Here is a 13,593-nt window from a genome sequence, read left to right on the forward strand (position 1 = left end):
TAAAGCGCATGCCCCGTTCCCTTTCTGAGTCTCGACAACCACAAGGTAGACGGAAAATCCCCGTCTTACGGGGCATGCACATGCGGCATTTCGATTCACCCGAACCTTTCCCCGGACAGCCCTGCACGAAAGTGGGGAGAGGTGGCCCGGCGCAGCCGGGACGGAGAGGGGCCTCTCGACCGCCGAAATTTGCTTTGGAAACCTCGGCAGACCGGATTCATCGGCACTTCGCCGGAAAGAGCCGCTGCTTCACGGCCGGCGTCCCTCTCTCCGTCCCGGCTTCGCCGGGCCACCTCTCCCCCGCGTTGCGGGGGCGAGGAAGCAGGCTCAAGCCACTAGATCCGGCACCGGCCCGAAATACCGCGACTGCGGTCTGATCAGCCGTCCGGTAGCCTGCTGCTCGCGGGCATGCGCGATCCAGCCGGCGACGCGGCCGGCGGCGAAGACGTTGGAGAATGCCTCTTTCGGGAAGCCGACCGCTTCGAGCAGAAGCGCGGTGTAGAATTCGACATTAGTCTGGATCGAGCGCTGCGGCTTGGCGATCCTGAGCACTTCGAGCGCGGCCTGTTCCACCGTCTCGGCGAAGGCCAGCCGGCTGCCCATCTTCTTGCTGCTTGCTTCGTTGCGGGAACCAAGCTGCCGCACCACCGCCTTCAGCGCGTCGGCGCGCGGATCGCGCACGCGGTAGATACGGTGGCCGAAGCCCATGATGCGCTCGCCATGCGCGATCTCGGCGCTGAGCCAGCCGGTCGCATCGCCGCTGGCCTCGATGGCGTCCAGCATCTCGATCACCGGCCCCGGCGCGCCGCCATGCAGCGGGCCCTTCAGCGCGCCGAGCCCGGCCAGGATCGCCGAGGTCAGCCCGGCCTGTGTCGACGCCACCACGCGGGTCGCGAAGGTCGAGGCGTTGAGCCCGTGGTCGCAGACCGTCACCAGATAGCTGTCGAGCGCCTTGGCAAGCGCCGGCGAGGCGGCGCCGGCGAGCATCCGCAGCATATCGCCGGCATGATCGGCTTTTGCGTCGGGAGCGATCGGAGTCTCGCCCCGGCCACGGCGCAGCAGGGCCGGCGTCAGCACCGCCGGCGCCGCGATCAAGCGCAGCGCGTCGGCAAGTCCGTCGCCGTCCGGCAGGACGGCCATGCCCGCTCGCATGCCGCTGTAGATGTCGAGCGGCGCGAACTGCGCAAGCAACGGCTTCACACGATCGAATACCTCCACCCGCGCCTTGCCGATCGCCTTCTCCAGTTCGGCGTCGCCGGGGAGATCGTCGAAGAAGCCGTCGAACAGCAGCCGCACCACCTGCGCGTAGCGCCAGCGGCCGGCGAGTTCCGCAAGCGAATGGCCGCGGATGGTGAGGTGCCCGCCCACACCGTCGACATCGGAAAGCACCGTGTCGGCCGCCACAACATCATCGAGCCCATTCGCCATGATCGTCTCCTTGACCTTTTGCGCTTTGCAATTAATGCTGCGCAATCAATGCATCAATCTTGATCAAGATAATCAATGTAGGGCGGCAAATGACGGAGTGGCTGACGCGGGAGCAAGCGCTGGAGCGGCTGAATGTCCGGCCGCAGACGCTCTATGCCTATGTCAGCCGCGGCCGCATCGGCATGAAGCCGGACGAGGCCGATCCGCGCCGCAGCCAGTACCGCGCCGACGACATCGCAGCACTTGCCACGCGACGCGATCGCGGCAGGAGTCCGCAAGCGATTGCCGAAAGCGCCATCGCCTGGGGCGAGCCGGCCATCGCCACCTCGATCTCGACTGTGCTGCATGGCCGCCTCATCTATCGCGGCAAGGACGCGGTGGAGTTCTCGGCGACGGCGACGCTCGAGGAGACCGCCGGACTGCTGTGGGCCTCCGGCCGTCCGGTGTCGTTTGCCTCGCTGACCCCTTCGGCCGCAGGGCAAAGCGGCACGCCGACCGCTTTCGCCAGGCTGTCGGCGCTTGCGGCCGAAGGCTGGCCCTCGCTCGGCCGCAGGCCGGCCATGCTGCAGCAGGACGGCGCCGCCGCGACCAGCGCGCTGGCGACGGCGCTCGGCGCAACGCCGGGCTCCGAACCCGTGCATGCAAGGCTGGCGCAGGGCTGGTCGGTGGAAGACGATGGCGCCGACCTTATCCGCAAGGCGTTGGTGCTGCTGGCCGATCACGAGCTCAACGCCTCGACCTTCGCCGCCCGCGTCGCGGCCTCCACCGGCGCGCCGATCGCCGCCTGCCTGCTCGCCGGTCTCGCGACGCTTATCGGCCCGCGTCACGGTGGCGCGGGTGCCGCGGCGATCGCGCTGGTCGAGGATGCGGAGCGGCTGGGCGCGGACGAAGCGATCGCCCGCTGGCTGGCGCATGACCGACCGCTGCCCGGCTTCGGCCATCCGCTCTATCCGGAAGGCGACCCGCGCGCCGAGGGCGTCTTCTCCGGCCTCGAGATCGACGAAGGGCTGTCGCGCCTTCGCAAGGCGGTCCTTGCCGCGACCGGCCTGCACCCCAACATCGATTTCGCCCTGGCTGCTATAACGCGCAGCCTGCGCCTGCCGGCCGACGCGCCGTTCCGCCTGTTCGCGCTCGGCCGCAGCGTCGGCTGGACGGCGCATGCCATCGAGCAGGTGACCAGCAACAGGCTGATCCGGCCCCGCGCCCGCTATGACGGGCCTATCGGCGCGGGATAATAGCCTTGCAGATTAGCGAAACGCGTTTGAGGTCGTCATTCTAGGGCGGAGCAAGGAGCGAAGCGACGCGCGCAGACCCTAGAATCCATTCCGTGACGCTAAGGCGTTGCGGCGATTAAAGAATTCTGCGCCGCTGCACCCTACGGCATCGGTCACGGAATGGATCCTTGGGTCAAGCCCGAGGATGACGAAGGGATAGGCCTTTGCGCCAATCTCCAGCTCGCGATCGCCGCCAAACCGCGACGCGCTCGTTAGGACATCGTGTCGAGCTTGCGCTGCATCGCCGCGATCTGCGCCTTCAATTCCTGCAGATCGTCGGACTTCTCTTCCTTCTTCGGCGGCTCGGCCGGGGCCGCGGCATTGCTGCCGGCGGGCGGGAACGGCGTGAACATGCGCATGGCGTTCTGGAACATCTCGACATTGCGGCGCGTCTGTTCCTCGAGCGCCTTGATCGGCGTCTTCATCATGTCCATCGGCGTCTTGCCGAAGGCGCCCTTCATCTGCTCGCGAAACCGCTCCTGCTCCTTGGAGAAGGCGATCATCGACTGCTCGAGGAAGCTCGGCACGATCATCTGCATCTGATCGCCGTAGAAGGAGATGAGCTGGCGCAGGAACGGGATCGGCAGCATGTTCTGCCCGTCCTTGTTCTCCAGCTCGAAAATGATCTGCGTCAGCACCGGATGCGTGATGTCGTCGCCGGTCTTGGCGTCCTGGACGGTGAACTCCTCGCCCTTCTTGACCATTTCGGCCAGGTCTTCGAGCGTCACATAGGTGCTGGTGCCGGTGTTGTAGAGCCGGCGATTGGCATACTTCTTGATGACGATCGGGTCGTCTTTTGCGGCCATCCGGATCCTCCCCAGGACACCGGCACCTCTAGGAGTAAGCGGCCGGTAACGATTGCGCCTTCTGTTAAGGATACGCGCAAAAGCGTCACAATTCCAAGTGGTTTGTGCACTGCGGCATCAATTAATGCTGCACAGCCATTGCAAAATCCGCCGCGCGGCCAACGTCACGTTACCGCGACTGGCGTGCGCTCTGCTTGCCGCGCATGGAGGCCATGCCCATTTCCGGTTTGACTCAGATCATTGAACGGGCAAGAAAAGTCTTCAACGATAGCCTAAAATACGACACCTCGAAGTCTGGAGAAGAAAATGGCCGCTTCCAATTCAATCGTCGTCGCCAGCGCCGCCCGCACAGCGGTCGGCTCCTTCAACGGCAGCTTCGCCGCCACGCCGGCGCATGAGCTAGGCGCCGTGGTCATCAAGGAACTGCTCGCCCGCGCGAGCGTCGAAGCCGCGGAGGTCGACGAGGTCATCCTCGGCCAGGTGCTGACCGCCGCTCAAGGACAGAACCCGGCCCGTCAGGCCTCGATCAATGCCGGCCTGCCGAAGGAAACCACGGCCTGGGGCCTCAACCAGGTTTGCGGCTCGGGCCTGCGCGCCATCGCGCTCGGCATGCAGCAGATCGCCGCCGGCGACGCCAAGGTGATCATCGCCGGCGGCCAGGAATCGATGTCGTTGTCGCCGCACGCCGAGCATCTTCGCGCAGGTGTGAAGATGGGCGACTACAAGATGATCGACACCATGATCAAGGACGGCCTGTGGGACGCTTTCAACGGCTACCACATGGGCAACACCGCCGAGAACGTCGCCCGCCAGTTCCAGATCACCCGCGAAACCCAGGACGAGTTCGCGCTTGCCTCGCAGAACAAGGCCGAGGCCGCGCAGAAGGCCGGCAGGTTCAAGGACGAGATCGTCGCCTTCACCATCAAGGGCAAGAAGGGCGACACCATCGTCGACCAGGACGAATATATCCGTCATGGCGCCACGATCGACGCCATGACCAAGCTGAGGCCCGCTTTCGACAAGGACGGCACGGTCACAGCCGCGAACGCGTCCGGCATCAATGACGGCGCCGCCGGCGCGCTGCTGATGACCGAGGCCGAGGCCGCCCGCCGCGGCATCACCCCGCTGGCGCGCATTGCTTCCTGGGCGACCGCCGGCGTCGACCCGGCGATCATGGGCACCGGTCCGATTCCCGCCTCGAAGCGGGCGCTGGAGAAGGCCGGCTGGTCGGTCAAGGACCTCGATCTCGTCGAGGCCAACGAGGCCTTCGCCGCGCAGGCCTGCGCCGTCAACCAGGGCATGGGCTGGGACCCCTCGATCGTCAACGTCAATGGCGGCGCCATCGCCATTGGCCATCCGATCGGCGCGTCCGGCGCCCGCATCTTCAACACGCTGGTCTACGAGATGCGCCGCCGCGGCGCTAAGAAAGGCCTTGCCACGCTGTGCATCGGCGGCGGCATGGGCGTCGCCATGTGCGTGGAAGCGATCTGAACAGCCAATTGCGAATAGAGAGTAGCGAATAGGGAAGAAAAAGCGTCGCGGCGGGACATCAGACCCCTACTCGCTATTCGCTACTCCCTATTCGCTCAGTCGATTTCTAAAGGGAGGACCACATGAGCAAGGTAGCAATTGTCACCGGCGGAACGCGCGGCATTGGTGCTGCGATATCGGCCGCCTTGAAGAACGCCGGCTATTCGGTCGCCGCCAACTATGCCGGCAATGACGAAGCGGCTCAGAAATTCAAGGCCGAGACCGGCATCCCGGTCTACAAATGGTCCGTCGCGGACTACGATGCCTGCGCCGCCGGCATCAAGCAGATCGAAGCCGATCTCGGTCCGGTCTCGGTGCTGGTCAACAACGCCGGCATCACCCGCGACGCCATGTTCCACAAGATGACGCCGGCACAGTGGAAGGAAGTGATCGACACCAACCTTTCCGGCGTCTTCAACATGACGCACCCGCTGTGGAGCGGCATGCGCGACCGCAAGTTCGGCCGCGTCATCACCATTTCCTCGATCAACGGCCAGAAGGGCCAGGCCGGCCAGGCCAATTATTCGGCGTCGAAGGCCGGCGACATCGGCTTCTCCAAGGCGCTTGCCCAGGAAGGCGCCCGCGCCGGCATAACCGTCAACGTGATCTGCCCCGGCTATATCGCGACCGAGATGGTCAAGGCGATCGACGAGAAGGTGCTCAACGAGCGCATCATCCCGCAGATCCCGGTCGGCCGCCTCGGCGAGCCGGAAGAGATCGCGCGCTGCGTCGTCTTCCTGGCTTCCGACGAGGCCGGCTTCATCACCGGCTCGACCATCACCGCCAATGGCGGCCAGTACTTTGCCTGACGGCATTTGTCGCCACGGCGGCTCCTGTTAGCGAGTAGCGAATAGGGAGTAGCGAATAGGGAAGAACGGCGGCGTCAGCGCGGCGGTTATCAGATCCCTATCCCCTATTCCCTATTCGCTACTCTCTATTCGCTCCAACTTGCCTCAATTCGGGACGCAAAAGTTAACGGCCCGGCCGCTCTCTGTGCACAACCCTTCTGACAAACTGTGAATCCTCGGTGGGCAAGCTGTGGATAACACCATATCTAGGGGTGAACAAACCGGGAAACTTCTTGCATCTCTGATTCGTCGCCGATTCGTTCTGGCTTTGGCCGAAAAGTTAACCGCAGAAGCCGAAAACGTTACCCAAATCGTTAAAAGCGATTAAGAAAATTCAACAAATTCATAAACCTTGACGACACCTCTCCAATCGACCGCGACCGTTCACCGGCAAAGGTTAACGGCGACGCGATCCCGGCGGAGGCAAAGCATGAATCGGGCCAGTTTCCCGATTCAGCATGTGGTGAGACTCACCGAAAAAAAATCCACATATAGCCGTGAACAAAACCTGAATCAGAACGAGTCAGCGATTCGTCGCTGATTCGTTCCAGACTCGTTCCAGCCGTTAACGGCAGGCGGTTTTGACCGGGTCCGTCGATTCCCGCCTGCCCAAAAGAACATTCCGCTTTCGCTCGGCGTCCTAAATCCCTATGTGTCGGCTGTCACACGCGGCGGCGTCGCCGCGCTTCCGACCAAAAGCATGATCCCGAAAAGTGGGAACCGGTTTTCGAAGAAAGATCATGCTCAAAGAATCGAAGCGGCAAAAACACTTATTTCCGAGCCGATGAACATCCAGCCGAAACACTCCCAGCCGCTGATCCTTTCGGGCCGCGACGTGACGGCCGTGCTCGGCCCCACCAACACCGGCAAGACCCATCTCGCCATCGAGCGCATGGTGGCGCATGAGACCGGCATCATCGGCCTGCCGCTCCGGCTGCTTGCTCGCGAGGTCTATGCCCGCGTCTGCGAGAAGGTCGGCGCCCACAAGGTGGCGCTGATCACCGGCGAGGAGAAGATCGTCCCTGCCGGCGCGAAATATTCGGTCTGCACCGTCGAGGCGATGCCGCGCGAGACCGACGCCGCCTTCGTCGCCATCGACGAAGTGCAGCTCGCCGGCGATCTCGAACGCGGCCATATCTTCACCGACCGCATCCTGCATCTGCGCGGCCGGCAGGAGACACTGCTGCTTGGCGCCGCCACCATGCATGGCATCCTGCAGCGCCTGCTGAAGGGCGTGTCGGTGGTGACGCGGCCGCGCCTGTCGCACCTTGCCTATGCCGGCTCGAAGAAGCTGACCCGGCTGCCGCGGCGCACGGCGATCGTCGCCTTCTCGGCCGACGAGGTCTATGCCATCGCCGAGCTGATCCGCCGTCAGCAGGGCGGCGCCGCCGTCGTGCTCGGCGCGCTGTCGCCCCGCACCCGAAACGCCCAGGTGGAGATCTTCCAGTCCGGCGACGTCGACTATCTCGTCGCGACCGACGCCATCGGCATGGGCCTGAACCTCGACCTCGAGCACGTCGCCTTCGCCCAGAACCGCAAGTTCGACGGCTACCAATACCGCAACCTGAGCGCGGCCGAGCTCGGCCAGATCGCAGGACGCGCCGGCCGGCATCTGCGCGACGGCACGTTCGGCGTCACCGGGCAGGTCGACCCGTTCGACGAGGATCTGGTCGCCAAGATCGAGGCCCATGATTTCGACCCGGTGAAGGTGCTGCAATGGCGCACCGCCGATTTCGATTTTTCCAGCCTCGACGCGCTCAAGCGCTCGACCGAGACCAATGCGCCGGTCGAGGGGCTGACCCGCGCGCTGCCGGCTGTCGACGCGCAGGCGCTGGAGCATCTGTCGAAGGACGGCGACATCCGCGCCTTGGCCACCGGCAAGGAGCGTGTCGCTCTGCTCTGGGAAGCCTGCGCGCTCCCCGACTACCGCAAGATCGCGCCGGCCCAGCACGCCGATCTCATCGCCTCCATCTATATGGACCTTGCGCGCCATGGCCATGTCGATGAGAATTACATGGCCGAGCAGGTGCGGCGCGCCGACACAACCGAAGGCGACATCGACACGCTCTCGCACCGGATCGCGCAGATCCGCACCTGGACTTTCGTCTCCAACCGCCCTGGATGGCTGGCCGATCAGCTACACTGGCAGGAAAAGACGCGCGAAATCGAAGACAGATTGTCGGATGCGTTGCATGAGCGGTTGACGAAACGCTTCGTAGACCGCAGGACTTCCGTCCTCATGCGGCGCCTTAGAGAAAATACCATGCCTGAAGCCGAAATCAGCCCAACCGGAACCGTCCTCGTCGAAGGCCATCATGTCGGCGAGTTGCAGGGGTTCCGCTTCACCGCCGACCAAAGCGCCGGCGGCGAGGACGCCAAGGCGGTGCGCACCGCCGCCCAGAAGGCGCTAGCGGCCGAGTTCGACGCGCGCGCCGAACGCTTTGCCGCCTGCGCCAATGGCGACCTGGCCTTGGGCTCCGACGGCGTCCTGCGCTGGATCGGCGCGCCGATCGGCACGCTGGTCGGCGGCGACGAGGCGCTGAAGCCGCGCCTTGTCCTGCTTGCCGACGAGCAGTTGACCGGCCCTGCGCGCGACAAGGTTGCGTCCCGCGCCGAGCGTTTCGTCAATTTCCAGATCGAGTCGCTGCTGAAGCCGCTGGTCGATTTGAAGAATGCCGACCAGCTCACCGGCATCGCGCGCGGCATCGCCTTCCAGCTCGTCGAGCATTTCGGCCTGATCAATCGCCGCGACATCGCCGAAGAGATGAAGTCGCTCGATCAGGAAGGCCGCGCGGCGCTCCGCCGGCTCGGCGTGCGCTTCGGCGCTTATCATGTCTTCGTGCCGGCGCTGATCAAGCCGGCTCCGGCCGGTCTGGTGACCTTGCTCTGGGCGCTGAAGAACGACGGCAAGGACAAGCCGGGCTTCGGCGACGTGGTGCATGCGCTGGCCTCCGGCCGCACCTCGGTCGTCATCGACCCGGCCTTCGACAAGACTTTCTACAAGCTCGCCGGCTATCGCAATCTCGGCCGCCGCGCCGTGCGCGTCGATATCCTCGAGCGGCTTGCCGACCTCATCCGCCCGGCGACCAACTGGAAGCCCGGTCTCGGCCAGCGTCCTGACGGCGCTTATGACGGCCACGCCTTCATGGTGACGCCGCCGATGATGTCGATCCTCGGCGCCACGGCCGACGATATGGAAGAGATCCTGAAGGGTCTCGGCTATCGCTCTGAGGCCAAGCCTGCCGCCGAAGTGAAGGCGAAGCTCGACGCCCAGGACAATGCCGCCCGTGAGGCAGCGGCGGCGAAGCTGGCGGCGGAAGAAGCGGCGCGTGCCGCGCAGGCGGCAGAGGCGCAAGCCGCGGTCGCAGAGGCAACAGCCGAGGGCTCGGGGTCGGCAGCCGTCGAAGCTCCGACTGAAGCCGTCGCGGAAGCTCCGGCCGAAGCCAGCTCGGAAGCAGCGCCGGAACCTGCCGTTGAAGAGCCGTCAGAAGTTGCGGCCGAGGTCGCGGAAGAGGTTCCCACTGTGGAAGCCCCCGCCGCTGTGCTCGAGTCGGCCGAAGGCGCCGACGCCTTTACCTCCCCCTCGATGGGGGAGGTCGCGGCGCGAAGCGACGCGGGTGGAGGTGATGGCGCCGACGATGCAGATGCTGGTACGGCCGGCGCTCCCCACGAGGGGGAAGGCAAGGCCGACGAAACACCAGCTGAAGCTGAAGAACCGAAGCCTGTCCTTCTGTGGCGCCAGGCGCGTTTCGACCATCAGCGCCCGCGCCAGCGTCACGACAACCGTCGCGACAATCGCCAGCGCGGTGACCAGCCGGCGCGCGACGGCCAGACGGGCGCCGCGGGCGGCCAGCCCGGCGACCGGCCGGCCCATGAAAGCCGCCGCGACCAGCGCGACGGCGCCGGCAAGCCGCGCTTCGACCGGTCGAAATTCAAGCCGAGGCCGGATGCAGGCGACCGCCGCGAGGGCGGTGAACGCCGCGAAGGGCGGCCGCAGGGCGATCGTCGGGAGGGCCGGCCTGACTGGAAGGGCAACAGGCAGGAAGGCAAAGGCAACGCTCCGGGCGGCAAGCCGGCCTTCCAGGGCAAGCCGCGCGAGGAACGCCCGCAGCGCTTCGATCCGGATTCGCCCTTCGCCAAGCTCGCCGCCTTGCGCGACCAGCTGAAGAAATAACCTCGGTCGGTTGCAATGGTTGGAGAAGGCCGCCAGCGCATCGACAAATGGCTGTTCTTCTCGCGCGCGGTGAAGTCGCGGTCCCTGGCCGCTAAGGTCGTCGTTGCCGGACGCGTGCGCATCAATCGCGACAAAGCAGCGCAGGCCTCCGATCTGGTGAAGCCCGGCGACGTGCTGACCATCACGCTCGAGGGCCGTATCCTGGTCTGGAAAGTGCTGGATTGCGGCACACGGCGCGGGCCGGCCGATGAAGCGCGCCTGCTTTACCAGGACATGTCGCCGACGCCGACGCCCAAAGGCGGGGCCGTTGCGGACGCCATTCCGGCGCTGCGCGAGGCCGGCAGCGGCCGCCCGACCAAACGCGAGCGCCGGCAGACCGACCGTCTGCTCGGCGACGATTGAAACATAGCCTGCCCGGGGCGTGGCCGGAGAAACTCCGAGAAACTGCGCGGCAATCAGGCTCGGTGACGTCGATCCGCTCTTCCGGCCGGAATTCCTTTCCGGCCCTCCGGCTCCGCCGGCAATCCCTACCCTTGCATGCGGCGGGCAAAGGCGTTACCTCAGCCAAAAAGCCCAACAAAATGGGACGTTCCGGAGCCTGCAATGACCTATGTCGTGACCGACAATTGCATCAAATGCAAATATATGGACTGCATCGAGGTCTGTCCGGTCGACTGTTTCTACGAGGGCGAGAACATGCTCGTCATCCATCCCGACGAGTGCATCGACTGCGGCGTGTGCGAGCCCGAATGCCCGGCGGACGCGATCAAGCCGGACACTGAGGGCGGTCTCGACAAATGGTTGCAGATCAACGCCGAATACGCGGACAAATGGCCCAACATCACGGCCAAGAAAGAACCGCCGGCCGATGCCAAGACCTTCGACGGCGAGACCGGGAAGTTCGAGAAATATTTCTCGGCCGAACCCGGCGAGGGTGATTGAGAAAGAGGCCGATAGCGCTGGCATGACGCCGCGTAACGGGGCCGATACAGATACTGTCTTGACAGGCAGCACTGCCGCTTGGCGTTAGCGAACGCGGCAAAACCTTGATTCTTCCGACTTTTTGTGTTACATAAGCAAAACATGCCGGTGACACGACGTCGATTTATGGCGCTAACGCCCCAAATCACTGAAAGGTGAGCTTTTAAGTCCGGACCAGAGCGATCTGGGGCAGGCGGTCGCATTCATGCGATATGCCGGTTCCCTGCTTTTCCGGTGGGTTCATCCTGTTGCGCGGCTAACGGTCGGCTATCGTCGGCCCATGGGTTCGCGCCGGCATGATGCCGGCGGCACAACTAAGGAGTTCAGGGCGTAATGGCAACGATCACCCCGCAGAAGAAGTCCACCGCGGCCCGCCACGGGTTCAAGACCGGCGAGTTCATCGTCTATCCGGCGCACGGCGTCGGCCAGATCGTGGCGATCGACGAGCAGGAAGTTGCGGGTCACAAGCTGGAACTGTTCGTCATCGATTTCCAGAAGGACAAGATGCGGCTGAAGGTGCCGGTCGCCAAGGCGACCTCGATCGGCATGCGCAAGCTGTCGGAAGAGGATTATGTCGACCGCGCGCTGAAGGTCGTGCAGGGTCGCGCCCGCATCAAGCGCACCATGTGGTCGCGCCGCGCCCAGGAATATGATGCCAAGATCAATTCCGGCGACCTGATCTCGATCTCGGAAGTCGTGCGCGACCTCTACCGTGCCGACAACCAGCCGGAGCAGTCCTATTCCGAGCGCCAGCTCTATGAAGCCGCGCTCGACCGCATGGCTCGTGAGATCGCCGCGGTGAACCGCATGTCGGAGACCGAGGCGGTGCGTCTCATCGAGGTCAACCTCAACAAGGGCCCGAAGCGCGGCGCCAAGGCCGACAACGAAGAATCCGAACAGGAAGAAGCTGCCTGAGCTTTTCCCCTTTAAGTTACGAAGAACCCGGCCTCGTGCCGGGTTTTTTGTTTCTGAAAGGCCTATCGAAGGTTACGCGTCTCCCCCTTCCTTCTGCGCCTCTTCCTGGCGCAGCGAGGCGATGAAGCGTTTCGTCCGCTCGCGCTCCGGATTGTCGAACACGACCGAGGCCGGACCCTTCTCGACGATCGCGCCGGCATCGAGGAAGACGACCTCCTCAGCGATCTTGGAGGCGAGCCTGAGATCATGCGTGGCCATCACCATGGTCGTGCCCTCGCGGGCCAGTTGCCCGAGCACGTCGACCACTTCCTGAGCCAGCTCCGGATCGAGCGCCGAGGTCGGCTCGTCGCACAGCAGCACGCGCGGCGACGGCGCAAGCGCCCGGGCGATCGCCACGCGCTGCTGCTGGCCGCCCGACAGCGTCGCCGGCCAGGCATCGGCCTTGTGCGCCATCCCGACCTTTTCGAGCAGCGCCATCGCCCGCTCGCGCGCCCTCGGCTCGGGCCATTTCAGCACCGTCACCAGCCCTTCCATCACATTCTCGATGGCCGTGCGATGCGGGAAGAGCTGGAAGTTCTGGAACACCATGCCGGTCTGCAGGCGGATGCGCTGGATATCCTTTGCCGGCACCTTGCCGCCCGGATGGAACGCAAGCGTCTCCTCGCCGATGCGCAAGGAACCGGACGTCGGGATCTCCAGCAGGTTGATGCAGCGCAGAAGCGTGCTCTTGCCCCCGCCGGAAGGGCCGACCAGCGCCGTGACGCTGCCTTCGTCGATGCTGACGGTGACGCCCTTCAGGACAAGATTGTCGCCGAAACGCTTCTCGATGTTCGTGAGGCCGATCATGAATTGGCCTCCAGGAAGCCGCCATAGCGGTTGAGCCGCACCTCCAGCCGCGCCTGCAGTGCCGACAGCACCGAGCTCAGCACGAGATAGAGCGCCGCCGCCTCGACATAGAGGATCAGCGGCTCGTAGGTGGTGGCGACGATGCGCTGCGCGGCCTGGAACATCTCGGGCACGGTGATGGCGGCCGCCAGCGAGGTGTCCTTGACCAGCGAGATGAAGGTGTTGGAGAGCGGCGGCACCGCGACGCGGCCCGCTTGTGGAAGTATGGGTGCGACGCATCGCCTCGCTCCAGGTCATGCCGATCGAATAGGACGCCTCCCACTGGCCCTTCGGCACCGAGCCGATGACCGCGCGGATGATCTCGGAGGTGTAGGCGCCGATGTTGAGCGTGAAGCCGATCAGCGCCGCGGGAAAGGCATCGAGCAGGATGCCGACCGACGGCAGGCCATAGAAGATCAGGAAGAGCTGCACCAGCAGTGGCGTGCCGCGAAAGATCCAGACATAGAAGCGCACCAGCGCGACCAGCGGCTTCGGGCCGAACAGCCGGATCAGCGCCGTCACCAGCCCGGCGATGAGCCCGAGCGCGAAGGACAGAAGAGTGAGCGGCACGGTGAAGATCAGCGCCGCCCATAACAGCGTCGGCAGCGATTCCAGCATCAATTGCAGCCAGTGCGGCACGGGGCGCTTCTCCCTTCCAGATACGGCGGCGCGTTGCCCCGTGTGGACTGACTATCATGCAAAAACCGGCGAGCCGTCAAAGACGGCCCCAATGAGTGTCCTGTTAAAAACGG

Annotated in this window: 10 protein-coding genes and 1 pseudogene; 7 read left to right on the top strand and 4 right to left on the bottom strand. The window is 64.7% G+C overall.

All coding sequences use genetic code 11. From position 1 onward, the window contains the following. Positions 1-327 precede the first annotated feature (327 nt). On the bottom strand, positions 328-1,428 hold the full coding sequence (locus tag EOA24_RS11300; RefSeq protein ID WP_126080782.1) for a citrate synthase/methylcitrate synthase: 1,101 nt from the start codon (positions 1,426-1,428) through the stop codon (positions 328-330). An 89-nt stretch (positions 1,429-1,517) separates the two neighbouring features. Here EOA24_RS11300 and EOA24_RS11305 point away from each other — a divergent pair, with 89 nt between their 5' ends. Beyond that, positions 1,518-2,663 (top strand): citrate synthase, encoded by a 1,146-nt coding sequence (locus tag EOA24_RS11305; RefSeq protein ID WP_126080781.1) that lies wholly within the window; start codon positions 1,518-1,520, stop codon positions 2,661-2,663. A 251-nt stretch (positions 2,664-2,914) separates the two neighbouring features. Here EOA24_RS11305 and phaR read toward each other — a convergent pair whose 3' ends face one another. Further along, positions 2,915-3,508, bottom strand: coding sequence for a polyhydroxyalkanoate synthesis repressor PhaR (phaR, locus tag EOA24_RS11310; RefSeq protein WP_042641310.1), 594 nt, complete (start codon positions 3,506-3,508; stop codon positions 2,915-2,917). A 306-nt stretch (positions 3,509-3,814) separates the two neighbouring features. On the opposite strand from phaR, the gene EOA24_RS11315 reads away from it, so the two are divergent. The 6 genes from EOA24_RS11315 (at position 3,815) to EOA24_RS11340 (ending at position 11,956) form a co-directional block, all read left to right on the top strand. Then, complete coding sequence (locus EOA24_RS11315; RefSeq protein WP_126080780.1) at positions 3,815-4,999, top strand: acetyl-CoA C-acetyltransferase; 1,185 nt, start codon at positions 3,815-3,817, stop codon at positions 4,997-4,999. Between the two features lie 122 nt (positions 5,000-5,121). Further along, entirely contained in the window at positions 5,122-5,847 is a 726-nt protein-coding gene (phbB, locus tag EOA24_RS11320) for an acetoacetyl-CoA reductase (RefSeq protein WP_126080779.1), read from the top strand. A gap of 823 nt (positions 5,848-6,670) precedes the next feature. Then, positions 6,671-10,060 carry a helicase-related protein gene (locus EOA24_RS11325; protein ID WP_127409797.1) on the top strand — a complete coding sequence of 1,130 codons (3,390 nt, stop codon included), beginning with the start codon at positions 6,671-6,673 and terminating at the stop codon, positions 10,058-10,060. Positions 10,061-10,075: 15 nt separating this feature from the next. Further along, entirely contained in the window at positions 10,076-10,462 is a 387-nt protein-coding gene (locus EOA24_RS11330; protein ID WP_126080778.1) for an RNA-binding S4 domain-containing protein, read from the top strand. 201 nt (positions 10,463-10,663) lie between these two features. Next, entirely contained in the window at positions 10,664-11,002 is a 339-nt protein-coding gene (fdxA, locus tag EOA24_RS11335; RefSeq protein WP_126080777.1) for a ferredoxin FdxA, read from the top strand. 372 nt (positions 11,003-11,374) lie between these two features. Next, a complete protein-coding gene (locus EOA24_RS11340) occupies positions 11,375-11,956 on the top strand; it encodes a CarD family transcriptional regulator (protein WP_095816705.1) in 582 nt (193 codons plus the stop codon). A gap of 72 nt (positions 11,957-12,028) precedes the next feature. Here EOA24_RS11340 and EOA24_RS11345 read toward each other — a convergent pair whose 3' ends face one another. Then, entirely contained in the window at positions 12,029-12,802 is a 774-nt protein-coding gene (locus tag EOA24_RS11345; RefSeq protein ID WP_126080776.1) for an amino acid ABC transporter ATP-binding protein, read from the bottom strand. After that, a pseudogene (locus EOA24_RS11350) lies at positions 12,799-13,480 on the bottom strand (ABC transporter permease subunit). Before EOA24_RS11350 ends, EOA24_RS11345 begins: the two are co-directional and overlap by 4 nt. Positions 13,481-13,593: the final 113 nt, after the last annotated feature.

The sequence above is a fragment of the Mesorhizobium sp. M2A.F.Ca.ET.039.01.1.1 genome (genome assembly GCF_003998035.1).
Taxonomy (GTDB): Bacteria; Pseudomonadota; Alphaproteobacteria; order Rhizobiales; family Rhizobiaceae; genus Mesorhizobium.

Excerpts from the sequence above, each read along its gene's own strand:
- EOA24_RS11300 (WP_126080782.1), bottom strand. The coding sequence starts at position 1,428 with ATGGCGAATGGGCTCGATGATGTTGTGGCGGCCGACACGGTGCTTTCC.
- EOA24_RS11325 (WP_127409797.1), top strand. The coding sequence starts at position 6,671 with ATGAACATCCAGCCGAAACACTCCCAGCCGCTGATCCTTTCGGGCCGC.
- EOA24_RS11340 (WP_095816705.1), top strand. The coding sequence starts at position 11,375 with ATGGCAACGATCACCCCGCAGAAGAAGTCCACCGCGGCCCGCCACGGG.
- EOA24_RS11305 (WP_126080781.1), top strand. The coding sequence starts at position 1,518 with ATGACGGAGTGGCTGACGCGGGAGCAAGCGCTGGAGCGGCTGAATGTC.
- fdxA (WP_126080777.1), top strand. The coding sequence starts at position 10,664 with ATGACCTATGTCGTGACCGACAATTGCATCAAATGCAAATATATGGAC.
- phbB (WP_126080779.1), top strand. The coding sequence starts at position 5,122 with ATGAGCAAGGTAGCAATTGTCACCGGCGGAACGCGCGGCATTGGTGCT.
- EOA24_RS11315 (WP_126080780.1), top strand. The coding sequence starts at position 3,815 with ATGGCCGCTTCCAATTCAATCGTCGTCGCCAGCGCCGCCCGCACAGCG.
- EOA24_RS11330 (WP_126080778.1), top strand. The coding sequence starts at position 10,076 with ATGGTTGGAGAAGGCCGCCAGCGCATCGACAAATGGCTGTTCTTCTCG.
- EOA24_RS11345 (WP_126080776.1), bottom strand. The coding sequence starts at position 12,802 with ATGATCGGCCTCACGAACATCGAGAAGCGTTTCGGCGACAATCTTGTC.
- phaR (WP_042641310.1), bottom strand. The coding sequence starts at position 3,508 with ATGGCCGCAAAAGACGACCCGATCGTCATCAAGAAGTATGCCAATCGC.